Source organism: Klebsiella sp. HN106, from assembly GCF_051209435.1.
Classification (GTDB): domain Bacteria; phylum Pseudomonadota; class Gammaproteobacteria; order Enterobacterales; family Enterobacteriaceae; genus Klebsiella; species Klebsiella oxytoca.
In genome coordinates this window covers 64602-85889 of the sequence record NZ_JBLURD010000015.1, presented here as the reverse complement: position 1 = coordinate 85889, position 21288 = coordinate 64602, and the positions used below count along the sequence as shown (strand labels likewise).

The window sequence follows — 21288 nt, the reverse complement described above, 5'->3', positions numbered from 1 at the left end:
TTAGCTGGCGGCGTTGCCCAGCATCTCAATCAGGTTTTTTACCGGATGAGAAGGCAGGACCTGATATTCAACGGCAATGCCGCGGTTGGCGATGGCGTGGAAATCCGCCACATCTTCCGGCGTCACGTAGACGGTATCGCTGATGCGCTTTTTCGCCGCCAGATTGTCGGTGATGCGCCCAAAGTTAGCGACATTTAACGTTTTTATTCCCGGAACCTGTTCGACGAGTCGACGGGCGTCGGCGGCGTTGTTGACGATCACCATAATTTTCATTGCGTCCGAACGCGGGTCGTTAAGCACATCCCCTGCATCCTTTACCGCCATGATGGCGCATTTTGCGGTATCAGGAGCCGCCATGCGCAGCGACATTTTTTGCACTTCGTTATTCACGATCTGGTCATTGGCGACCAGAATGCGGTTCACGCCCAGATGCTTGGTCCAGACCACGGCAACCTGTCCGTGGATTAGACGATCGTCAATACGTACTAAAGAAATCATGGTGTAGCTCCAGTTAGCAAAAGTAGGGTGTCCAGACGCGGGAAAGGCGAACCAGGGCTTCGAAATAGAAGTAATCGCCCCAGAGGTTTGGTTCGTTAATGCCCATATTGCGGCCAAAGTTATAAACGCCTTCGCGCAGCAGGCCGTCCTGCGTGTGGGCAAGGTAGCGCTCGTGTAAACTGCGCATCATCAGTTCGATAGCATTGCTGTAGGCCGGGCGCAGCGGGTCGGTGAGCGGTAACAGCTTCAGTAGTTCCGCCAGACCGCAGGCGGCTATCGCCGCTGCGGAAGTGTCCCGATACTGGTTATCCCTGGCGGTGAAAATCAGATCCCAGTAGCAGACAAAATCTTCCGGCAGGCGGTTAAGAAAATAGTGCGCTAGGCGGCGAGAGAGCTCGGGCTGCCAGGCATCGCCGGTGTGGGTGTATCCCAGCGCAAAACCGTAAATTCCCCACGCCTGGCCGCGCGACCAGCAAGAGCTATCGCTGAATCCCTGGTGCGTATCCCCGCGTAGCGGCTTACCGTTATGAATATCCATATAGAACGTATGAAAAGTAGAAGCATCATCACGTACCAGATAGCGTGCGGCCTGTGCCAGATGACGGCAGGCGGCTTCGCGCCATTGTTGATTTCCGGTTTCGTTGGCGGCCCAAAACAGCAGCGGAACATTAAGATTGCAGTCGATGATCATTCGCCCCTGGCGTGCCGGGTCGTTTAAATCTCCCCAGGCCTGAATGACGCCCGCCGTGGCGTTAAAGCGGCGATAGAGCAGCTCGGCCGCGCGCAGGGCGAGTTCGCGAGCGCGCAGGTTGCCGGTGAGCTTCCAGGCGTTAACGCAGGAGAGGAGATAGAGAAAGCCCAGATCGTGGGTATCCACTTTAATCTGCTTATCGAGACGTTCTTCAAAGCTATCGAGCAGACTTTCCGCCACCGCCCGATATTTATCATCGCCGGTGACCTCCCAGGCGAGCCACAGCATGCCGGTCCAGAATCCCTCGGTCCAGTCGACTTTCTCCACGCTTTCATAACGGCCCCGTGTCGCACTGGCGGAGGGAAAGGTCGCCGTAAAGCGCGGCAGTATAGCATCGAGGCGGATCAGAACGTCGCCGATGGCGCCGTCAAGCCAGGCGCGGTCCAGCCCTGGCTGCGGTGAGAAGTAGCGAGTATCAAGCGCTTCGAGTGCGATAGTCATAGCTTTCCCTCCCCGGCAAAAAAATCGTCAATATCATCCTGGGAGTGAGGCTGTTTCGTCTGGCGCGCAGTGATGATTTCCGGCAGCTGGTTCATGTACTGCATTGCTCCGCTGGCGGCGGCAAATGCGTCCTGGAGGCGCTGGGCGGTATCAGTGTGCTCCGACATACAAAACTCCATCAGCATAATCAGGTTAGCGCCGCTGATTACGTGAGCGTGGGGATATTTAACCATCATCTGTACGGCGGTATTGTTGACACTGCCGCCCGGCATATCGGTAAACAGCACCAGCTCATTGCCGCGACCGGCAGCCTGTTGGGCTATAACATCAAAGCGGGCTGCTAACTCTGCGGTTGAGCCAATTTCGCCGCAGTAGGCGCAGACGGGCGTGACGCCATGGTCGTCGCCAATCAGCAGATTTAATGCCGACACTATCCCTTCTGCGTAGCGGCCGTGAGTTGCGATGTACATCTCTCGCATTGCGTATTCCTTAATCTTTACAGGTGTCTGAGAAAGAATTAGCAATCAGCGTGCCATGTTTTTATTGCTATGATTTTAAAGGATAAAAATATTTTTTTGGACGCTCTTTGCAGTGTTGAATAGGCAGCTTATGCAGTGTCGACAGGTTTGCCAGCCGAAGCTGGCGGCGGGGGATTAATGGCCGGGATCAAAGGCAATCCACGGTTCCATAATTTCATAAATCATCAGCACTTCGGTAAGCGGCAGGGTGATATTGTATTTGCGGTTCAGAGCCTGAAAAAAGGTGTCATGGACGGCGACAAACGCCTGCTGTTCCAGCGTTAACTCCGCCTCTTCGCGATGGCGGACCCCATTGTTGACCATGACCCGTTCGATCATCAGCGCGATGTGCATGAACAGGTTGATGCGCAGATAGCTTTCAAAATGGATTTTGTAGAAGGATTCATACTGCTTAATGACCGCTTCGACTTCATCAATAATCACTACCGGATTGAGGAAGTTAAGGCGGCTGGCGACGCCTTCGACGGTAAACAGTTTAACCACTTCATCAATCATGGGCTCCAGACCGCCTTCCATCAACAGCCCGTTGAAGTAGTCGCGTTTTAACACCAGCGTCTTTTCTTTAATCAGCTGTTCCACGCTAAGCAGAGGAATATAGCCTGCTTCCAGATCGGTCGTGGTGATGATTAGCCGCGTACCGTTTAGCGCCGGGTCAGCATGGGCGATTTTCCATTTCAGATCGTCATACTCCATCGTAATAATGTCGATCTCCTCCTGGGCCAGGAAGCGCTGGACAATATCTTTTAGCTTGCGGGAGATCCCTTCGCCGGAGATACAGGAGATAATAATTTTATTGCCCGGTAACACGCCCGCGTAGTAGCGCGTTTCCACCTCGTACGCACCTTTAGCACTTTCAATAATCGCCTCCATCGACAGCTTATCCTGAATTTTACCCGCAATATCCAGCGCCATGGCCGTGCTGACGTTATTGATAACCAGGAGTTCGCCATGCAGATGGAGCTTTATCTCTTCATAGATCTCTTTCAGCGACCCCATGTCCACCAGGATAATCAGCCCGGCTCCTTGCCTGAGGCGCGAAACGTGAGCAATCAGCAGGTCGATGATCTCTCGGGTAGAGGTCGCGTTCGCCATGTCGAAGGCTTTAAAGTAATAGCCGCCGGTCAGCTGGTTGGCGATCCCGGCAATGCTCGACGCGGTGGCGCGGCCGTGGGAAACGATAATGCCCTGAATCGGATCGTCTTCACCGGCGAGGGTGTGAAATGCGCAGCTTAGCAGCGGGAGCAGCAGGGGCAGCGGCTGCCGGGTGACATGTTTGCTAAGTAAAGCCAGGCACTCCTCGGCCAGCAGGCGCGCCTTTCCGGAAACATAATCGGAAATCGTTTGCAGTTCGCCTGGGTCGACCGCCTCTTCCGGAGCATGGAGCGCATAGCTTAGACAGAGCCAGACCGCCTTGCGGATCTCCAGGCTACAGGAGACGCCGGTCAAGTTCTCCAGCTCCTCCAGAGCATGAACGGTGTTCTGCCAGATATAGCCGCTGTACAGCGACTCGGCGGCAACTGCGCCGCCGAACGTCGTCAGCCGCTGTTCCATTTTGCGATTCAGCAACAGCACGTTACCGCTATGGCAAAAGTCGCGAAAAATAACGTCGTCGCGCATTGCTTTTGGCAGTAGATGGCTAATATTCAGCGCATCATCATGTGGGTTAGCGTTAATGCTAATTATCTCACCGCCGGATATGGGGCCGCGTAGCGTGATGGCGTCGGCCTCGCGACTATCGCTCCAGGCGCTGGCGCACATTACTTTGATCTGGTTTTTTAACTCGCCGATATTGCCGCGTACCGGGGAGGTTACCAGCTGATGCATCAGTTGGTTATCGAGATGGATACTGCGCCGCAGGCTGAGCGCTTCCTGATGCAAAAAATGGCTAACCTGAGCGACGCGTTCGGTAAGCGGGCGTGAAATATAGTTGGGTAGCGTGACGCGCACCGGGATACGCCGGCGAAAGGTATTGAGCAGTACGGTGTCGATATTTTCCGTGGTGGCGAAGATGAACCGCAGCGATGCAGGGTGGCGCGTGCGATTATCGCCAAGACGGTAGAAATACCCCTTGTCCATAAACAGAAACAGCTTTTCCTGATTCTCTGCCGAGAGGCGATGCACTTCATCAAGAAACAGAAATCCGCCATCGGCATCATCAAAGGCGCCGCGTTTCTCGCGGTCGGCTCCAGTGAAGGCGCCGCGGGTATAGCCGAAAAGTGTCGCCGAAAGCAGCTCCGGGTTGTTAGCGTAATCCGCGCAGTTAAGCTCGACGAAGGGGTTGTCCGCCGCGATAGCCCCGCGCTCAATAGCATATTGATAGATCAGCGTCGCCAGATGGCTTTTACCGACGCCGCTTTCTCCGGACAAGAGGATAGGTAAGCCGTCCGGATAGTCCACCGCAGAGCGGCACAGCGCGACGGCTTCCGCCAGGCTCCCGTGGGCACCAATCAGCGGCAGAAAGGCGTCATGTTTTTTCGACACTATGCTAGACGCCTGAGTAGTTTCCCCGCCTTTTTGCTGTACATAGAAGCGTACCGGACGGGTGTTTTCTTTGCGCAGATGACCGTCATCGCACAGTCTATTGAGATAATGACTAATGACGCTGCGATTAACCTGCATAAAATCCGCACAGTCCTGAGCCGTGAATCCTGCGGCTTTCTGCGCGTAATGGGTGACTATTTTCTGGAATAATTTTTCTTTTGCCGACAGCGCCATCTCTCAATGCCCCGCGTAGAGTAGAAAATAGCGTCGATTTTATTTAGACACTAGACACTACTGTTTTTATTAGACACTGAGTACTTTCTACGGCATTAGATAAAAATGAAACTGTGTTTTGATTGAAGTGTGATGAAGATCGCCACAGATTTTACAGGGCATAACATCTGGTCTCTCCATCGCGAGCGTGACAGCCTGAACCGCGAGATTAAGCGCTGTGAACCCTCCCGACGCAAAAAAATGCGCTATTTATCACATTTCCGCCTTTTCATTACCGCCGGGTTTATTGGTCGAAACCGTCAAGCTGGCCGCAGAACGGCTCATTCAGGCAACTTAATGATCTTAAAGAAAATAAAAAAATAATTGTTAAGGCGATCGCCTTTTATAAAGGAGAGATTGATCACAAAAAACGTGATGATAAACCCGGTGTCAATATTAGGTGTGTCTAAATTTATCGACATATTGTGATCTCTATTGCAAATAACAGCCTTGAAGTCGGGGAAAAATGTTGGCAGGAAAAACGGCGGGGGCAGACAATGAAAATTGGCATTGTTATTAGCGGTGGCGATGTTTCTGGAATTAATAACTTTATATTTCAGATTGCCAGACTGGCGAGCGCCGATATCACCGTTTTTAACGGGGGCATACCCGGGTTATTGGATAAAAATCATCACGAAGTTGCGTGGCGCGATCTGGTTGATTTCTCCATAACGTCTATTCCGATCATCACATCCGGTCGGACCAGCCGCAAGCTGTTGCGCAGTGAATATGAAACCATAGCTAAAAAAATTAAATCATTGCGTATCGATGTGCTGATTATGGCCGGCGGCGACGGCAGCCTGCAGTTTCTCAATACGCTGAGTGAATTTGATATTAACTGCTTTGGCGTCGGGATGACTATCGATAATGATGTATACGGCAGCGATTATACGATTGGTTTTTCTACTGCCTGCGAGCAGATTATTAAAGAAGTTTCCCGTTTAAGAAATACCGGAAGAGCATTACCGGGTCGGGTATTTATGGTTGAAATATTAGGAGGCTATTGTGGAGAGTTAACGTTGCAATCCGCTATTAAATCTAATGCTGATATTGCCCTGATTCCGGAATCACAGATGCCGTTAGAAGCGCTGGCCGAGCGGGTGAAGCACAAGCTAAAACAGCAAAATAGCGTGGTGATCCTCTGCTCTGAAGGCTACACCAGAGAGTATTCTCCCGGTTTTCAGGGGGCCATTGATACCATGATTAAGCAGCTCGAACCGCAAATTGGCGTACGCATCCGCAAAACCATCGTGGGCTACGGTTTACGCAGCGGCGACCCGACCTGCGAAGAAATCTATCAGGGGACGATTATGGCCTGCGAAGTGGTTCGCTGCATTCAGTCCGGCATGAAAAATAAAGCCATTATAATTAATTCCAGTAACAAACCTATTCCGATTGATTTAGTCAGTATGAAAAAACGTCTGGTCGATACCGAAGGACACCATTATAAACTTGCCAAACAACTCAATATTATTTGAGGAGACCCTACATGCTGAAAATTCTTTGCGTATGTGGCTGCGGCCTCGGTTCTAGCTTTGCCATCGAAATGACGGCGAAGGCGGTTTTAAAGAAACTGGAAATTCCGGCGCAAATTGAACATACCACAATTTCCGAAGCCGGGGCGTTTAAATCAGACATGATTCTGACGCAAAAAACCTTTGCCGATATATTAACCGCAGATGCTAGTGAGGAGGAAATTAAACGTGTGGTGGTACTGCATAAACTGACGGACAAAGATGAGGTTGAAGCCAAAATCGTCGCATTCTTAAAAGAGCGTAACCTGAAGGTGGCAGATTATGAATAGCTTTGTAGAGTTTATCGTCAAAGATTTGCTCGGCCAGGCTTCGATATTAATTGCATTTATTGCGATGCTGGGCCTGATTTTGCAAAAAAAATCAGCGGGCAAAACGGCGGAGGGAACCTTTAAAACGCTGCTCGGTTTCTTAATAATGATGGCCGGAATCAACATTATTGTCGCCACGCTAACGTTCCTTAACGATATCTTCACCCAGGGATTCGGCATGAAAGGCTACATTACTGATGTTGCCGCCATCGCCGGGTTAGCCAATCGTGAATTAGGTTCCGAAGTGGCGCTGACCCTGATGGTCATTTTTGCCGTTAACATTATTATCGCCCGCCTGACGCCGCTCAAATATATCTTCCTGACCGGCCAGGCTCTGCTGTGGATGGCGACCATCGGCGCGGTAATAGGCTATAAAGCCGGGCTGACCGGACTGTCGCTGATTTTAACCGGCGGTATTTTCGGCGGCGTAATGGCGGTATTGATGCCCGCTCTTGCGCAGCCGGTGGTCAGACGTATTACCGGTTCCGATGATGTGGCGCTGGGGCACTTCTGCACCATCGGCTATCTGGTGCAGGCGGCGGTGGCTAAAGTGGTCGGGAAAGGTTCCCGCTCAACCGAAGATCTTGAGCTACCTGATAACTTTAAGTTCCTCCAGGATACCTACCTTGCGATGGCGGTGGTAATGGTGCCGATGTACCTCATTCCCGCGCTTGCCGCAGGCCCGGAATATATCGCGCAGTTTTCCGGCGGTATTAACTACCTGATGTACGCCTTTATGCAGTCTATACAGTTTGTGGCGGGGGTATTCGTTCTCTATAGCGGCGTGCGCTTATTGCTTAACGAGCTGGTTCCGGCATTCCGCGGCATCGCCATGCGCATTGTCCCGGATGCAAAACCCGCGCTGGATTGCCCGGTACTGTTCCCCTATGCGCCCAATGCGGTGATTGTCGGCTTCCTGGCAACGACCGTCGGCTCCATTATCGGCATGCTGGTATTCCCGATGTTTGGTCTGGCGATGATCCTGCCCGGCCTGTTAACCAACTTCTTTGCCGGCGGTACGGCAGGCGTGTTTGGCAACGCGCTGGGCGGCCGGCGCGGAGCGATGATTGGCGGCGTCATTCACGGCCTGTTTATTACCTTTCTGCCCGCCATTTTAGTGCCGATGCTGGAAAGCTACGGCTTTACCGGCGTCACTTTCAGCGATTCTGACGTCATTAGTTCCGGTCTGGTATTGGGCCACGCCTTCCAGAATAACTGGCTATTTGTTGCTCTGTTCATTGTTTTTGTTGCCGCACTGGCATGGTTCGTAAACGGTAAATCAGCTAAGCCAAAAGGGGAAAATATTCATGAGTCTGTATAACTTCAACGCGATTCTGAAAATTGCGCAGGAAAGAGATTTTAAAGCCATTGGCTCGTTTAATTTGCACTGTATTGAAATGCTGCCCGCCTTTTTTAAAGCGGCGCAGATAAGCGATAGCCCATTGATGATTCAAATCTCTACCGGGACGGCGGAATATCTCGGCTATCGTTTACTGGTGGATGCCGTGCGCTCGCTCGCGGAAAGTGAAAACGTGCCGACCTGTCTGCATCTGGATCACTGCTCTGATATCAGCGCCATTGAAACGGCAATGGATGCCGGATTTTCATCAGTGATGTATGACGGCTCCCATCTGGGGCTGGAGGAGAATATCGGCAATACGCGTATCGTGGTGGAGATGGCGCGCCCGCGGAATATCACGGTAGAAGGCGAGCTGGGGGCGATAGGCGGCTCGGAAGATGGCAAAGCCGTTGCCGCAGAAGATATTTGTTTCACCACGGTGGAAGACGCCAAACGCTTTGTGAAGGAGACGCAGGTGGATATGCTGGCGGTCTCCGTAGGCACGGTACATGGCCTCTATACCGGCAAAGCGCAGATCCAGCATCAGCGGCTGAAAGAGATTAGCGCCGCCACAGGCGTACCGTTAGTGCTCCACGGCGGTACCGGCGTCAGCGATGATGATATGCGCCTGGCCGTAACGGAAGGCATCAACAAAGTGAACGTCGGTACTGAAATGAACGTTCAGTGGGTCGATCAATGTAAAACCACTTTTGAAAAAGGCAAAGTTAACGACAGCGTGCGCAAATTCTTAATTCCGGCGAATAATGCGGTCACCCAGGTATTAATGGAAAAAATCGCGCTGTTTAAATAATACTTTATTTTTAATCGTATTCCGTTGCCCTGCTGTCCGTCAGGGAGGAGCTCGCTATGTTTGAATCTTTGAAAACGCTGTGGAAAAAAGAGAGTAGCCCGCCGCAGGATTATGACGCACAGTCCCGCCAGCTGGCGGGGGAAATCGCCAGGCTGGAAGGCGAATTACGGGGCGACCCGGGAAATGGCGAAGTACAGAAAGCATTAATGCTGGTTTATAACCGGGCACTGTCGGTATATGCCAAAAGCCATACGCATCGCCAGGAAATAGATGCGCTTTTTGTGCGCATTGATGAGTTACGTAATGTTATTCGCCGTAATATATAGGAAGTGATAATGACGATAAAAGAACTGCTTATTGAGGCCGATGCGATTCAGGTCGGCGTCACGGAGTCCGACTGGCAGAAGGTGATCCAACTGGCGGCCAGCCCGCTGGTGGCAAAGGGATATATCTCGGCAGATTACGGTCAGGCGGTGATCGATAATACCCTGCATCATGGCGCCTATTACGTTTTTGATGAGGGCATCGCCATCCCGCATGCCAGACCGGAGTGCGGCGTAAAGCGCAACTGCTTTAGCCTTGTTGTGCTGGATAAGCCAATTCAGTTTGCTGATAGCGAGAAGGCGGATATCGTCATTATGTTCGGCGCGCAGGACAGCAATGCCCATATAGAAGAGGGGATTCGTGCGATTGTCGCTCTGCTCGATAATAACGAGACCATGGAGAAGCTGCGGGCCGCCAGCAGCAAGGAGGAGGTCGTTGCGTTGCTATGAACAGATATCTCACACCCGGCTGCAAAACGGTAATTTTAATTAACGGCATTCCCGCCTCGGGTAAAAGCACCGTCACCCGGCAGCTATCGGCAGCGTTTAATCTGCCGCAGCTGACCATCGACGGTATTAAAGAGCCGTTTATGGCGTGCTTTACCGGGATCGATCGGTCCTTCAACCGGCAACTGGGCTGCGCCGCGTATGAAGTGATATGGTCGATTGTCGGTCAGTCACCGGCAGGCTGCATCTGGCTCATTGACGCCTGGTTTGGCTTTCAACCGCGCGACACGCTGCAGCAGCTGCTACAACAAGCGGGCGTTGAAAAGGTTCTGGAGGTCTGGAATCACATCCCGCCTGAGCTTGCGGTGGCGCGCTATGCCAGCCGGTTACACGATCGTAAGCCGGGGCATCCGGGCGAAGAGTATCTGCCGGAACTGGCTCGGCTGGCGCAGCAGGCGGAACCAATGCGACTGGGGCCGGTATTGACCGTGGATCAGCAAAAACCGCTGGATATCGAGCGCGTTATTCTTTGGATTGCAGCACAGATTTAGTCAGGCTAAATAACATCATTAGTTTAAAAGCGCCTGCGGGCGCTTTTTTTGTATCGGCATAAAACGATTATGCGATATGATTTATCCTCCTGTCTTTAGATTGGTTTAATTGTTTTTAATAAAGGATAGTTATGAAAAGGAATTTATTGGCGGCAGCAATAAGCTGCGTCTTATTAATGGGGCTTGTTGGATGCGACGATAATAAATTACCCGAAAGCGCTCCTGCTCCTGCAGCAGCTCCGGCTAGTCCATCCGCATCTTCAGGTGCAGATAACAAGGAAGTTAAAAACGCCAGCCCAGACCGCATTATTAGCGAAAAGATGAGCGTATATATTGAGTGCTATAATGATATCGATGAAGATATTTATCGTAGCATTAAATACTATGCTCGCTGGTTAGACGATCTGAAGGTCGGTCCCACCGGAAAAGAAAAGAGTGTTGGTGGTATCACGGATGTTTCCGCAGAGTTTGATAAGTGCCTGGCCAATATGACGCACGTTTCGAGTTTAAAGCCGTCGCTGGATCCTATCGATAATCTCGCTTTACCTTATATTAATTCATCCATTAAGCTGGCAGAAGTCATCAATAAGATGAATAAATATTACGAACAGCAAGATTATAAAGATGATGCTTTCGCTAAAGGCAAAGCGCTGCATACTCAGTTTATTCAGGCATTAGCCGCGTTCAAACCCGCATCAGATGCTTACTCAGAAGCGATTCATGAAATTAATAACCGCCGTCAGGAACAGCAGTTGAAAAAGATTGAGGCCAAAGAAGGCAAGTCTTTTGATTACTATTCGCTATCCATTATGTTGACCAGCAAAAAGGTTAACCAGGCGCTTGAGGCGGATAAATTTGATACCGATGCTGCGATGAAACTCGTCCAGGATCTGGGTGAACAAATTGAGCAATTGAAGTCAAAACAGGGCGAAACCAAAAAAGGTCCCCGGATGCGTGAGATCAGAGCCCCGACGTTTATCGAAGCGGCGGAAAAGTACCTTCTGGATGCCAAAACGCGCGTCCGCCGCGTTCGCGATAACACGCCGCTGACGTCTGGGGAAGCCATGTTGATGGATGGCGCCCCGCAAATGGTGGATGGCTCCTTTGAACATCTCATGGCGAGCTATAACCAGCTCGTAAGATGGTTTAATACATTGAGTGATTAACCTGGCTGAAGAACGATAAAAGCGCCTGTGGGCGCTTTTATCGTAAACCCGCCATCCGCAGCAGCGCCGTCACCACGGCAGCGGCGATAATCACCACGATCAGCGGCATCTTACGCCAGGCAAGAAATACCGCAAAGCCCACGCCCAGTACCCGCGCCATCCCGGCAAAATATTCACCTTCGTAGAAGGTGGTTGCCAGCGCGACGGAAAAGAGCAGCACCGTTGCCGCATCGGAGAGTAGCGCCTGTGAGCGCTCAGAAAAGGCCAGCCGGCTGCCGAGCTTCGCTCCGCCTAAGCGCATCAAGTAAGTGCCCAGCGACAGAATCGCGATACCGGCGATAAACAGCGTCATATTGCCCATTATTTTCTCCTCGTCAGCAGGCCAAACAGCGACAGCAAAACCGGCAGACCAACCGGCGCAAAAGGTACGGCGGCCAGCGACAGAGCTGCTCCGCTGCAGGCGCGGATCAAGGTGGTGCGATTTTTAAATGCCGGAACCACCAGCGCCAGCAGAATGGCCGGAAAGACCGCATCGAGGCCAATGGTTTCCGGAGCCGGGAGCAGTTTGCCGACCCCCGCGCCCAATAGCGCGCCCAATGGCCAGATCAGCGCCACGCCCAGACCGCACAGCCAGTAGGCCGCCCGCCGCTGCTCGGGGGTTTTCTGCGACAGACCAAACACCACGCTTTCATCGTTCATAATATGGCAGCCGAGGAAGCTGGCGGCGCGCTGGCCGACCAGGTCGCGAACCGTCACGCCGAAGGGAATATGACGAGCGTTGACCAGTAAACCGGCCGCCGCCGCCGCCAGGGGATTTCCGCCGCTGGCGACAATGCCGATAAACATAAACTCCGAGGCGCCCGCCAGGACGCTGACCGAAAGCACAAAGGGCACCCAAATCGGGAAACCGTAGGCAATGGCCAGCGAGCCATAGGACATACCAACGATGCCCACTGCAAGGCAGACTAAAACAATTGCTCTGAGGGTGTCGCCTTTAAGACTGGCGAAGTGATGTTTCATACTCTTTAGCCATATCGAACGAATTTCCATTATAATGAACGCAACAGAATCGTATTTCAAGACGAACGAAACGTTCGTTATAAAAAACACGGAGGGCTGGATGACTCAGCCAATTAGCCTGATTGCCAAAAGCCTGGTTCGTGAACGCGCGCGCACCGGTCTTTCCCTTGCTGAAGTTGCGCGACGGGCGGGAATTGCCAAATCAACGTTATCGCAGCTGGAGTCCGGTAACGGTAACCCGAGTCTGGAAACGCTGTGGGCGCTGTGCGTGGCCCTCGATATTCCTTTTGCCCGGCTGCTGGAGCCGCAGGTCAACACCACCCAGGTGATCCGCCGCGGCGAGGGGACGAAAGTGATTGCCGAGCAGGCAAACTATCAGGCAATTTTACTCGCCGCCTGCCCGCCGGGCGCGCGGCGCGATATCTATCTCCTGCTAACCCAGCCGGGGGCTGACCGTATCTCTCACCCTCATCCACCGGGTTCCGTGGAACATATTATTATCACCCAGGGGCGGGCGCGGGTCGGCCTCACGGAGGCGCCGGAAGAGTTGGGAGAGGGGGATTACATCTGCTATCCCGCCGATCGGGAGCACGTTTTCCAGGCGCTGGAACCGGATACCCAGGCGCTATTGGTCGCCGAGCAGAACTAGTCACGGCGGCAGGGTGGACGCCATGCCCGTATTGCGGGACACTAGCCGCATTCTCCCGCGAAGACAGGGAAACTTATGTCGCTGAAAGCCATTGCTAAAGAACTTGGGATCTCGGTTACAACCGTCAGCCGCGCGTTGAACGGCTATGACGACGTGTCGCAGGAGACGCGCGCCCGCGTCGAGGCCGAAGCGCAGCGTCGCGGCTATCGGCCAAACACCTTTGCGCGCCGCCTGAAAATGGGCAAAATCGACGCCGTCGGCCTGGTGTTCCCCGTGCGTCCCGCGCCGTTGAATAACAACGTCTTTCTCGAAATGGTAGGCGAAATCAGCCACGAGCTGGCGCGCTATGAGATCGATTTACTGCTGATAGCCGATGACGAACAGGCCGATAAACACGGTTATATGCGTATGGTGCAGAGTCGTCGTGTTGATGCGCTGATTGTTGCCCATACCCTGGACGATGATCCGCGCCTGATTCAGCTGCTCTCTTCCGGCTTTCCTTTTCTCGCCCTGGGGCGCAGCCGTCTGCCACAGCCCTATGCCTGGTTTGATTTCGATAACCAGGCGGGAACGTACCGCGCAACCCGCCATCTGATTAGCCAGGGGCACCAGCGTATAGCGCTGCTGAGCGAAAATAACAATCAGGCGTTTATTACGCAGCGCCGCAATGGTTACCTGCAAGCCCTGCGCGAAGCGGGGCTGGCGGAAACCTGGCTGCGCAGCGTGTCGCCCACCCGCCGCGGAGGGTTTCAGGCGACGATGGAGCTGCTGCGTCTGCCCGAACCGCCTACGGCGATAGTCACCGATTGCAACACCCACGGCGACGGCGCGGCGATGGCACTTGCCCAGCTCGGGCGTCTTACCGGCTCCGATCGCGTCTCACTGGTGGTTTATGATGGCTTGCCGCAGGACAGCATCATCGAAACTCCGGTGGGCGCGGTGATCCAGTCCACCCGGCAGGGCGTGGGCCGCCAGATAGCCAGCATGGTTCGCCGCTTAATCGCCGGCGACGATCTCGCCTCTCTCCAGGTGCTCTGGCAGCCTGAATTTATCCCCGGCGAAACTGCCTGATTCCCCTCCCGTCAGATTAATTTCCTGAACTCGATCACGGATCCGAAACGTTTTGGTTGGCGTCCGAAACGTTTCGGATCAACAGTAAGCTATTCCTTGTTGTGGAGAAGTCTGATGTCTGATTCGATTTTACGCCTGCAAAGCGCAGCGGCTGATGTGGTGATCAAAACCCGCCCGTTCGCCGAAATTATCTACTGGGGGCCGCATTTAAGCCATTTTTCGCCGCAGGATGCCTTGAGCATTGCCCGCCCGGTGGCCAATGGTCGTCTTGATGTGGATTCACCGGTGACCTTAATGGCTGAGCTGGGTCACGGCCTGTTCGGCGCGCCGGGCATCGAAGGCCACCGTCAGGGGCTGGACGCTTCGCCGATGTTCACCACGACCGAGGTGGCGCAGGATGGGCAGAATTTAACCATCATCAGTGAAGATGCTCAGGCAGGCCTGCGGTTATGCAGTGAAATTCAGCTTGATAACAGCGGCGTGCTGAGCGTTCGCCATGGCTTGACCAACCTGCGTCCGCAGCCGTGGCAGGTAGATCGCCTGGCCGTCACGCTACCGGTCGCCGAGCGCGCCCGCGAAGTCATGGCCTTTCATGGCCGCTGGATCCGCGAATTCCAGCCCCATCGTCTGCTCATTGAACATGACAGCTTCGTGCTGGAAAACCGTCGCGGACGCACTTCCCATGAACATTTTCCGGCGCTGATTACCGGCAGCCAGGCCTTTAGCGAGATGCAGGGGGAAGTATGGGGCGTGCATCTGGGCTGGAGCGGTAACCATCGCCTGCGGGCGGAAGTGAAAACCGATGGCCGTCGCTACCTGCAGGCGGAAGCGCTCTATCTGGCGGGCGAAATGGCGTTGGCGGAGGGGGAAACCCTGTGGACTCCGCACCTCTACGGTAGCTATTCAGCGCAGGGGCTGAACGGCATGAGCCAGCAGTTCCATCGTTATCTGCGCGAACGGATTATTCGCTTTCCGGGCAACAAACCGCGCCCGGTGCATCTCAATACCTGGGAAGGGATCTATTTCGACCACGACCCACAGTACATCATGCGCATGGCGGATGAGGCGGCGGAACTGGGCGTTGAGCGCTTTATCATTGATGACGGCTGGTTTAAAGGGCGCAACGACGACTGGGCGGCGCTCGGCGACTGGTATCTTGATGAGCAAAAATATCCGCACGGTCTGACCCCGGTTATCGACCACGTAAAATCGCTGGGCATGGAGTTCGGCATCTGGGTTGAGCCAGAAATGATTAACCCTGACTCCGATTTATACCGCGCGCATCCTGACTGGGTGCTGGCGCTGCCGGGCTATACGCCGCTTCCCGGGCGCCATCAATTTGTGCTGAATCTGAATATCCCGGAAGCCTTTGATTATCTGCTGGAGCGGATGAGCTGGCTGCTGGGCGAGCACGCGGTGGATTATGTTAAGTGGGATATGAACCGCGAACTGGTACAGCCCGGGCATAACGGTAAAGCTGCCGCCGATGCGCAAACCCGCCAGTTCTATCGCCTGCTCGATACGCTGGTGGCTCGCTTCCCGCATATTGAATTTGAGTCCTGCTCCTCCGGCGGCGGGCGAATCGACTACGAAGTGCTGAAGCGCAGCCATCGCTTCTGGGCTTCAGATAATAACGATGCCCTGGAGCGCAACACTATCCAGCGCGGCATGAGCTACTTCTTCCCGCCGGAAGTCATGGGCGCGCATATCGGCAACCGCCACTGTCACGCCACCTTCCGCCAGCACAGCATTGCGTTTCGCGGTCTGACAGCGCTGTTCGGCCATATGGGGCTTGAGCTGGACCCGGTAAGCGCTGACGAACAAGAGCGTGCCGGCTACCGCAAATACGCGGCGTTGCATAAGCAGTGGCGCGATGTGATTCATCACGGCGTGCAGTGGCGTATTGATATGCCGGACGCCACGACGCTGGCGCACGGCGTGGTAAGCGAAGACCGGAGCCAGGCGATTTTCCTCGTCAGCCAGCTGGCGATGCCGGACTACACCCTGATGGCGCCGCTGCGCGTGCCGGGACTGGAAGCGGGAGCGCGCTACCAGGTCACGCTGCTCGACCATCCGAATATTCAGATTACGGGAGAGGGCGGCCACACCATGCGTAAGCTGCCGGAATGGATGACGACGCCGCAGACCGTAAGCGGCGAGTGGTTGCAACTGGCGGGGCTGGCGCTGCCAATCCTTGACCCGGAAAGCGCCATTTTGATTGGCCTGCAACGCGTGTGATGACGACGGGCCGCGCGGCGGCCCTTTTTGAGGAATACACCATGAACCCGACCGTCTGTACCCATAAAAACAACCCCAATTTCTGGATTTTCGGGCTGTTCTTCTTTCTCTACTTTTTCATTATGGCCACCTGCTTTCCGTTTTTGCCGATCTGGTTATCGGATGTCATCGGCCTGAATAAAACCGAGACCGGGATTGTTTTCTCCAGCCTGTCGCTGTTTGCTATCTGTTTTCAGCCGATACTGGGCGTGATCTCCGATAAGCTGGGGCTGAAAAAGCATCTGATGTGGATTGTCACCGTGCTGCTGGTGCTGATCGCGCCCTTTTTCCTCTACGTTTTTGCGCCGTTGCTGAAAACCAATATCTGGCTCGGCGCGCTGAGCGGTGGAGCCTATATTGGCTTTGTGTTCTCCGCCGGCGCCGGGGCGATGGAGGCCTATATCGAACGCGTGAGCCGCAATAGTGGGTTTGAATACGGCAAGGCGCGGACTTTTGGCTGCCTCGGCTGGGCCCTGTGCGCCACCACGGCGGGGATGCTGTTCAGCGTTAACCCGGAGTGGGTGTTCTGGATGGGCTCCGCCGCCGCGCTGGTACTGGTTGTGCTGGTGGCTATCGCTAAACCGCAGGCCAGTCAGAGCGCACAGGTGATGGATTCTTTAGGGGCCAATCGTCCGGCGGTGGATTTAAAAACTGCCGTGAGCATGTTCCGCCAGCGCAAAATGTGGATGTTTATTCTGTACGTCATCGGCGTCGCCTGCGTTTATGATGTCTTCGATCAGCAGTTTGCCACCTTCTTTAAATCCTTTTTTGCCACCCCTGAATCGGGCACCCGCGCTTTTGGTTTTGCGACCACCGCCGGGGAAATATGCAACGCGATTATTATGTTCAGCTCGCCGTGGATTATTAACCGCATCGGGGCGAAAAATACGTTACTGATTGCCGGAATGGTGATGGCGGCAAGGATGATCGGTTCATCGTTTGCCACGACGGCTGCGGAAGTGGTGGCGCTGAAAATGCTCCACGCGCTGGAAGTGCCGTTCCTGCTGGTAGGGGCCTTTAAATATATCACCGGCGTATTTGACGTCCGCCTGTCGGCGACGATTTATCTGGTTGGCTTCCAGTTTTCCAAACAGGTGGCGGCGATCTTCCTCTCCGCTTTTGCCGGCAACATGTATGACCGCATCGGCTTCCAGGACACCTATATGATCCTCGGCGGAATTGCCCTGGCCGTTACGCTAATATCCGCCTTTACCTTATCGGGTAAGGCAAAGCCGGAAAAGATTAGCGATAGCGCTATGACGGTTTAGCCAACGGCGCAATTATTCACCGTGACAGGAGCGGTTTGTATGATGGATATGAAAGAAAGAATGAACAGCGGCGAGCTCTATATTGATTCAGGATATGGCTTACCGCAGCAGCGGTTGATGGGGAAGGCGCGAGCCTATGAGTACAACCACTCCCATCCGTTTAACCAGGAATTAAGAAACGACATTATTCAGCGGATGTTTGCCCGCGTGGGTAAAGAATGCTGGATAGAACCACCGATTAATTTTGCCTACGGAACTCACATCTCCATTGGCGATAATTTTTACGCTAACTTTAATCTGACGCTAGTTGATGATGCTGAGATCACCATTGGTAATAACGTGATGTTTGCGCCAAATGTGACGATTTCAACCGCCGGCCACCCGATCCATCCGGATCTGCGCCACACCCAGCAGCAGTTCTCTTTGCCGGTGGTTATTGAAGACGGCGTCTGGCTGGGCACCGGGGTGATTATCAATCCTGGCGTCACTATCGGAAAAAACTCGGTCATTGGCGCCGGGAGCGTGGTGAACCGTTCCATACCGGCAAATGTTGTCGCCGCAGGCGTCCCTTGTCGGGTATTAAGAGACATTACCGATGAGGATAAAAATAAATATCAGCTGTTCGCAGGCTGAACTTCAATAATAAAATAGAAAATCTTCCTGATATAAAAAATAAAAATATATACGGGTGAGTTTATGACTCACCTGGCCCTCTTTTACCTCCGGAAAATAAAAATGAATAAAACAGCATTATCGATAGCCATAGGTTTGTCTTTGATAACCGGTTCAGCGGTAGCGAAAAATAATCATCTGACGCTGGAACAAAGGATGGAGCTGCTTGAAGCGCGGCTTGCCGCCGCTGAAAGCCGGGCGGCGGTGGCCGAAGGCCAGGTGCGGGATTTACAGGCGAAGCAGAATTCCGCTATACAGGCGGCGCAAACCAGCGTAGCGGTTAAAAGCATGGCCCCGACCGCTGAGAGTAAAAAAAATATTTCAGTTCCTGAGCTGAAATTATCCGGCTATGGCGATCTGAAAATCTACGGCGATGTCGAATTCAATATGGATGCGGAAAGCAAACATGGCTTGCTGGCCATGACCAATGCCGACGTTGGCAGCGATACAACCTATGATAAGTGGGATTTAAACGGCCGCATTCTGCTCGGTTTTGACGGTATCCGTAAAATGGAAAACGGCTATTTTGCCGGGTTCTCTATCCAGCCGCTAGCGGACATGACCGGTTCGATGAACCTTGATGATGCGGTTTTCTTCTTTGGTCAGGAGAACGACTGGAAGGTGAAAGTGGGGCGTTTTGAGGCGTACGATATGTTCCCGCTAAATCAGGATACCTTCGTTGAGCACTCAGGAAATACCGCTAACGACCTGTACAGTGACGGTCATGGCTATATCTATATGATGAAAGAGGGACGCGGTCGTTCTGACGCAGGCGGTAACTTCTTACTGAGTAAACAGTTAGATAACTGGTATTTTGAGCTTAATACACTGTTGGAAGACGGTACTTCGTTGTATAACGACGGCGGTTATCACGGTCGCGACATGGAGCAGAAAAAGAACGTGGCGTACCTGCGTCCGGTGGTGTCCTGGGCAAAGGATGAATTTTCCGTTGCGGCGGCCGTGGAAGCGAACGTGGTACAGAATGCCTACGGCTATAAAGATACGCAGGGTCACTTCGTCGACCAGTCTGACCGCAACGGCTATGGCCTGACCATGACCTGGAACGGCCTGAAGAGCGACCCGGCGGACGGTGTGGTAGTAAACCTGAATACCGCTTATATGGATGCCAATAACGAGAAGGATTTCACCTCCGGGGTGAACGCGCTATGGCGGCGCTTTGAGCTGGGATATATCTACGCGCATAATAAAATCAGCGATTATGCCGGCGTGATTTGCGAGAACGACTGCTGGATTAAGGACCAGGGCACTTACAATATTCATACTTTGCACGTGTCGTATCAAATTCCGAACGTCATGAACATGCAGAACTTTAATATTTATCTCGGCGCTTATTACTCCTTTCTTGACAGCGACGACAAGCTGAGTCAGGGGGATGATGACGATCGCTACGGCGCGCGGGTGCGCTTTAAGTATTTCTTCTGATAATTATCATTATAGCCACAGTACATTCTATTAAATTGCACATTACTTTAATGAACGGTAGCCGCTATATATAATTAAGCCAGCACTTCTCATGCCTCATCCTGAGTGAAGATGTCATCTGACACTCTGTCGTTTACTCGGCAAAAAGGATGAGGCGCCTTCATGCGTTCAATATCTTTCAGCTAAATCCCACACGACCACCAGCAATATTTTTTTGACATAATATATTATTCTTTTACGCTGAGTTATGCTTTTGTATAGTCCGGTCTTTAAGCTATGTAAGGAATAATAAAATTGCGAAGGCTAAACGTCATTCCATGTAACGCGACAACATGTGAACTGGCTTACATTTTCGATTTAGCTCACAATTTATAGTGAGCTCCAGGAGTCAGAAGGCGTATTCAATTACCATGGCATCGATTAAAGACGTAGCAAAAAGAGCTGGGGTCTCGACGGCAACCGTATCACGAGTCCTGAATAATCATCCCAGCGTGGTCGCGGAAACGCGTAAGGCGGTGCGGGAGGCGATGGATTATCTTTGCTATGTTCCCAGCAAAAGTTCGTTTCAGCTTAGCGGTAAATGTTCCGGACTGATTGGTGTGGTTGTGCCTAATCTGGTCAATCCTCACTTCTGTGAACTGTTGGCGACAGTGGAAGAAGAGGCCCGGTACATCGGTAAATCGGTGATCGTCAAAACGCACCAGAATCAACCGCAACAAGATAAGCATATTATTCATACCCTGGTGGGGATGGGCATTGACAGTTTGCTATGGGTGCCGACAGAAGCAGAAGCCGGTCTTTCAGAATGGTTAACTATTACCCGAATCCCGGTTGTCGTCGTTACGCAGGTGTCCCGGTTCTTTAATTCTGTATCGATTAATCAGGATCGCGGGGCTGAAAGTATTGCGGAGCATTTCATACACACCGGACATGTTGCATTTGGTTTTGTTGCCCAGGAAGGCGTTGATAACCGCAAGGTATCGTCGTACAGCAAAAAAATAGCGAGTCACGGTTTAAAGCTTGCCAAAGATAATTCGTTCTGGATAACAAAAGGTGAGGGTGAGAAGGTCTCAGGTCATATAAGCATTCTTGATGATATTATTGAGAAACTCAGCGAGCCGAAGCGAACCTGTACATGTCTGTTAGTTTATAACGATATTGCGGCAAACTATCTTATCGATGGGCTAGAAGCAAAAGGCATCGCCGTTCCAGAAGATATTGCGATTGCCAGTTTTGATAATACCTTGCTGGCGCAAACAAAAAGAATTACCAGCGTTGCGCAGCCGGTAAGTGAAATCGCTCATCTCGCTTTCCAGATGGTGAAATATCAACAGCAGCCGGACAGTATTGAAATGCACGAAATTGTCTCTCGGTTAATTATTCGTGAGAGCAGCGTAAAAATTAATATTACTACCCTGTAAGAGA

General features: G+C 52.7%; 22 protein-coding genes. 16 read left to right on the top strand and 6 right to left on the bottom strand.

Going from position 1 to position 21288, the window contains the following annotated elements; all coding sequences use genetic code 11:
• From ACSIPU_RS25220 to ACSIPU_RS25205, 4 genes are all read right to left on the bottom strand, one after another.
• Positions 1-498, bottom strand: a complete 498-nt coding sequence (locus ACSIPU_RS25220) for a PTS system mannose/fructose/N-acetylgalactosamine-transporter subunit IIB (RefSeq protein ID WP_004116798.1) — start codon at positions 496-498, stop codon at positions 1-3.
• A 13-nt stretch (positions 499-511) separates the two neighbouring features.
• A complete protein-coding gene (locus ACSIPU_RS25215; protein ID WP_032729182.1) occupies positions 512-1690 on the bottom strand; it encodes a glycoside hydrolase family 88 protein in 1179 nt (392 codons plus the stop codon).
• Complete coding sequence (locus tag ACSIPU_RS25210) at positions 1687-2169, bottom strand: PTS sugar transporter subunit IIA (protein ID WP_016809585.1); 483 nt, start codon at positions 2167-2169, stop codon at positions 1687-1689. Before ACSIPU_RS25210 ends, ACSIPU_RS25215 begins: the two co-directional genes overlap by 4 nt.
• 174 nt (positions 2170-2343) lie before the next feature.
• Positions 2344-4944 carry a sigma 54-interacting transcriptional regulator gene (locus ACSIPU_RS25205; RefSeq protein WP_032729183.1) on the bottom strand — a complete coding sequence of 867 codons (2601 nt, stop codon included), beginning with the start codon at positions 4942-4944 and terminating at the stop codon, positions 2344-2346.
• A gap of 132 nt (positions 4945-5076) precedes the next feature.
• On the opposite strand from ACSIPU_RS25205, the gene ACSIPU_RS25200 reads away from it, so the two are divergent.
• The 9 genes from ACSIPU_RS25200 (at position 5077) to ACSIPU_RS25160 (ending at position 11463) form a co-directional block, all read left to right on the top strand.
• The gene (locus ACSIPU_RS25200) at positions 5077-5307 is read left to right on the top strand and encodes a hypothetical protein (protein WP_158414379.1); all 231 of its coding nucleotides are present in this window, start codon (positions 5077-5079) and stop codon (positions 5305-5307) included.
• Positions 5308-5480: 173 nt separating this feature from the next.
• Complete coding sequence (locus ACSIPU_RS25195) at positions 5481-6461, top strand: 6-phosphofructokinase (protein ID WP_004116804.1); 981 nt, start codon at positions 5481-5483, stop codon at positions 6459-6461.
• Between the two features lie 11 nt (positions 6462-6472).
• Complete coding sequence (locus tag ACSIPU_RS25190) at positions 6473-6787, top strand: PTS sugar transporter subunit IIB (RefSeq protein ID WP_004107427.1); 315 nt, start codon at positions 6473-6475, stop codon at positions 6785-6787.
• Positions 6780-8147 carry a PTS sugar transporter subunit IIC gene (locus ACSIPU_RS25185; protein WP_004107430.1) on the top strand — a complete coding sequence of 456 codons (1368 nt, stop codon included), beginning with the start codon at positions 6780-6782 and terminating at the stop codon, positions 8145-8147. The genes ACSIPU_RS25190 and ACSIPU_RS25185 overlap by 8 nt, the downstream gene beginning before the upstream one ends.
• A complete protein-coding gene (locus ACSIPU_RS25180; RefSeq protein WP_004107433.1) occupies positions 8134-8976 on the top strand; it encodes a class II fructose-bisphosphate aldolase in 843 nt (280 codons plus the stop codon). Before ACSIPU_RS25185 ends, ACSIPU_RS25180 begins: the two co-directional genes overlap by 14 nt.
• A 56-nt stretch (positions 8977-9032) precedes the next feature.
• Positions 9033-9302: a hypothetical protein gene (locus tag ACSIPU_RS25175; protein WP_024274856.1), complete on the top strand. Its 270-nt coding sequence runs from the start codon at positions 9033-9035 to the stop codon at positions 9300-9302.
• Between the two features lie 9 nt (positions 9303-9311).
• Complete coding sequence (locus tag ACSIPU_RS25170) at positions 9312-9749, top strand: PTS sugar transporter subunit IIA (RefSeq protein WP_004107437.1); 438 nt, start codon at positions 9312-9314, stop codon at positions 9747-9749.
• Positions 9746-10297 (top strand): AAA family ATPase, encoded by a 552-nt coding sequence (locus ACSIPU_RS25165; RefSeq protein ID WP_024274857.1) that lies wholly within the window; start codon positions 9746-9748, stop codon positions 10295-10297. The genes ACSIPU_RS25170 and ACSIPU_RS25165 overlap by 4 nt, the downstream gene beginning before the upstream one ends.
• 131 nt (positions 10298-10428) lie before the next feature.
• Positions 10429-11463: a YiiG family protein gene (locus ACSIPU_RS25160; RefSeq protein ID WP_004116813.1), complete on the top strand. Its 1035-nt coding sequence runs from the start codon at positions 10429-10431 to the stop codon at positions 11461-11463.
• Positions 11464-11500: 37 nt separating this feature from the next.
• Here ACSIPU_RS25160 and ACSIPU_RS25155 read toward each other — a convergent pair whose 3' ends face one another.
• Entirely contained in the window at positions 11501-11824 is a 324-nt protein-coding gene (locus ACSIPU_RS25155) for an AzlD domain-containing protein (protein ID WP_032729184.1), read from the bottom strand.
• Positions 11824-12483, bottom strand: a complete 660-nt coding sequence (locus tag ACSIPU_RS25150; RefSeq protein ID WP_016809579.1) for an AzlC family ABC transporter permease — start codon at positions 12481-12483, stop codon at positions 11824-11826. Before ACSIPU_RS25150 ends, ACSIPU_RS25155 begins: the two co-directional genes overlap by 1 nt.
• A 100-nt stretch (positions 12484-12583) precedes the next feature.
• On the opposite strand from ACSIPU_RS25150, the gene ACSIPU_RS25145 reads away from it, so the two are divergent.
• The 7 genes from ACSIPU_RS25145 (at position 12584) to ACSIPU_RS25115 (ending at position 21284) form a co-directional block, all read left to right on the top strand.
• Positions 12584-13132 (top strand): helix-turn-helix domain-containing protein, encoded by a 549-nt coding sequence (locus tag ACSIPU_RS25145; RefSeq protein WP_004107447.1) that lies wholly within the window; start codon positions 12584-12586, stop codon positions 13130-13132.
• Between the two features lie 75 nt (positions 13133-13207).
• Positions 13208-14203: a substrate-binding domain-containing protein gene (locus ACSIPU_RS25140; RefSeq protein ID WP_004107449.1), complete on the top strand. Its 996-nt coding sequence runs from the start codon at positions 13208-13210 to the stop codon at positions 14201-14203.
• 114 nt (positions 14204-14317) lie between these two features.
• Complete coding sequence (locus ACSIPU_RS25135; protein ID WP_032729185.1) at positions 14318-16441, top strand: alpha-galactosidase; 2124 nt, start codon at positions 14318-14320, stop codon at positions 16439-16441.
• Between the two features lie 41 nt (positions 16442-16482).
• Positions 16483-17748, top strand: coding sequence for an MFS transporter (locus ACSIPU_RS25130; protein ID WP_024274858.1), 1266 nt, complete (start codon positions 16483-16485; stop codon positions 17746-17748).
• A 39-nt stretch (positions 17749-17787) separates the two neighbouring features.
• The gene (locus ACSIPU_RS25125; RefSeq protein WP_004107456.1) at positions 17788-18381 is read left to right on the top strand and encodes a DapH/DapD/GlmU-related protein; all 594 of its coding nucleotides are present in this window, start codon (positions 17788-17790) and stop codon (positions 18379-18381) included.
• Positions 18382-18483: 102 nt separating this feature from the next.
• Positions 18484-19863 carry a carbohydrate porin gene (locus ACSIPU_RS25120; RefSeq protein ID WP_032729186.1) on the top strand — a complete coding sequence of 460 codons (1380 nt, stop codon included), beginning with the start codon at positions 18484-18486 and terminating at the stop codon, positions 19861-19863.
• A 410-nt stretch (positions 19864-20273) separates the two neighbouring features.
• A complete protein-coding gene (locus ACSIPU_RS25115) occupies positions 20274-21284 on the top strand; it encodes a LacI family DNA-binding transcriptional regulator (protein WP_004107460.1) in 1011 nt (336 codons plus the stop codon).
• Positions 21285-21288: the final 4 nt, after the last annotated feature.

What these genes read in the sequence shown, in the direction of transcription:
- ACSIPU_RS25220 (WP_004116798.1), bottom strand. Translation starts at nt 498, where the DNA reads ATGATTTCTTTAGTACGTATTGACGATCGTCTAATCCACGGACAGGTT.
- ACSIPU_RS25215 (WP_032729182.1), bottom strand. Translation starts at nt 1,690, where the DNA reads ATGACTATCGCACTCGAAGCGCTTGATACTCGCTACTTCTCACCGCAG.
- ACSIPU_RS25210 (WP_016809585.1), bottom strand. Translation starts at nt 2,169, where the DNA reads ATGCGAGAGATGTACATCGCAACTCACGGCCGCTACGCAGAAGGGATA.
- ACSIPU_RS25205 (WP_032729183.1), bottom strand. Translation starts at nt 4,944, where the DNA reads ATGGCGCTGTCGGCAAAAGAAAAATTATTCCAGAAAATAGTCACCCAT.
- ACSIPU_RS25200 (WP_158414379.1), top strand. Translation starts at nt 5,077, where the DNA reads ATGAAGATCGCCACAGATTTTACAGGGCATAACATCTGGTCTCTCCAT.
- ACSIPU_RS25195 (WP_004116804.1), top strand. Translation starts at nt 5,481, where the DNA reads ATGAAAATTGGCATTGTTATTAGCGGTGGCGATGTTTCTGGAATTAAT.
- ACSIPU_RS25190 (WP_004107427.1), top strand. Translation starts at nt 6,473, where the DNA reads ATGCTGAAAATTCTTTGCGTATGTGGCTGCGGCCTCGGTTCTAGCTTT.
- ACSIPU_RS25185 (WP_004107430.1), top strand. Translation starts at nt 6,780, where the DNA reads ATGAATAGCTTTGTAGAGTTTATCGTCAAAGATTTGCTCGGCCAGGCT.
- ACSIPU_RS25180 (WP_004107433.1), top strand. Translation starts at nt 8,134, where the DNA reads ATGAGTCTGTATAACTTCAACGCGATTCTGAAAATTGCGCAGGAAAGA.
- ACSIPU_RS25175 (WP_024274856.1), top strand. Translation starts at nt 9,033, where the DNA reads ATGTTTGAATCTTTGAAAACGCTGTGGAAAAAAGAGAGTAGCCCGCCG.
- ACSIPU_RS25170 (WP_004107437.1), top strand. Translation starts at nt 9,312, where the DNA reads ATGACGATAAAAGAACTGCTTATTGAGGCCGATGCGATTCAGGTCGGC.
- ACSIPU_RS25165 (WP_024274857.1), top strand. Translation starts at nt 9,746, where the DNA reads ATGAACAGATATCTCACACCCGGCTGCAAAACGGTAATTTTAATTAAC.
- ACSIPU_RS25160 (WP_004116813.1), top strand. Translation starts at nt 10,429, where the DNA reads ATGAAAAGGAATTTATTGGCGGCAGCAATAAGCTGCGTCTTATTAATG.
- ACSIPU_RS25155 (WP_032729184.1), bottom strand. Translation starts at nt 11,824, where the DNA reads ATGGGCAATATGACGCTGTTTATCGCCGGTATCGCGATTCTGTCGCTG.
- ACSIPU_RS25150 (WP_016809579.1), bottom strand. Translation starts at nt 12,483, where the DNA reads ATGAAACATCACTTCGCCAGTCTTAAAGGCGACACCCTCAGAGCAATT.
- ACSIPU_RS25145 (WP_004107447.1), top strand. Translation starts at nt 12,584, where the DNA reads ATGACTCAGCCAATTAGCCTGATTGCCAAAAGCCTGGTTCGTGAACGC.
- ACSIPU_RS25140 (WP_004107449.1), top strand. Translation starts at nt 13,208, where the DNA reads ATGTCGCTGAAAGCCATTGCTAAAGAACTTGGGATCTCGGTTACAACC.
- ACSIPU_RS25135 (WP_032729185.1), top strand. Translation starts at nt 14,318, where the DNA reads ATGTCTGATTCGATTTTACGCCTGCAAAGCGCAGCGGCTGATGTGGTG.
- ACSIPU_RS25130 (WP_024274858.1), top strand. Translation starts at nt 16,483, where the DNA reads ATGAACCCGACCGTCTGTACCCATAAAAACAACCCCAATTTCTGGATT.
- ACSIPU_RS25125 (WP_004107456.1), top strand. Translation starts at nt 17,788, where the DNA reads ATGATGGATATGAAAGAAAGAATGAACAGCGGCGAGCTCTATATTGAT.
- ACSIPU_RS25120 (WP_032729186.1), top strand. Translation starts at nt 18,484, where the DNA reads ATGAATAAAACAGCATTATCGATAGCCATAGGTTTGTCTTTGATAACC.
- ACSIPU_RS25115 (WP_004107460.1), top strand. Translation starts at nt 20,274, where the DNA reads ATGGCATCGATTAAAGACGTAGCAAAAAGAGCTGGGGTCTCGACGGCA.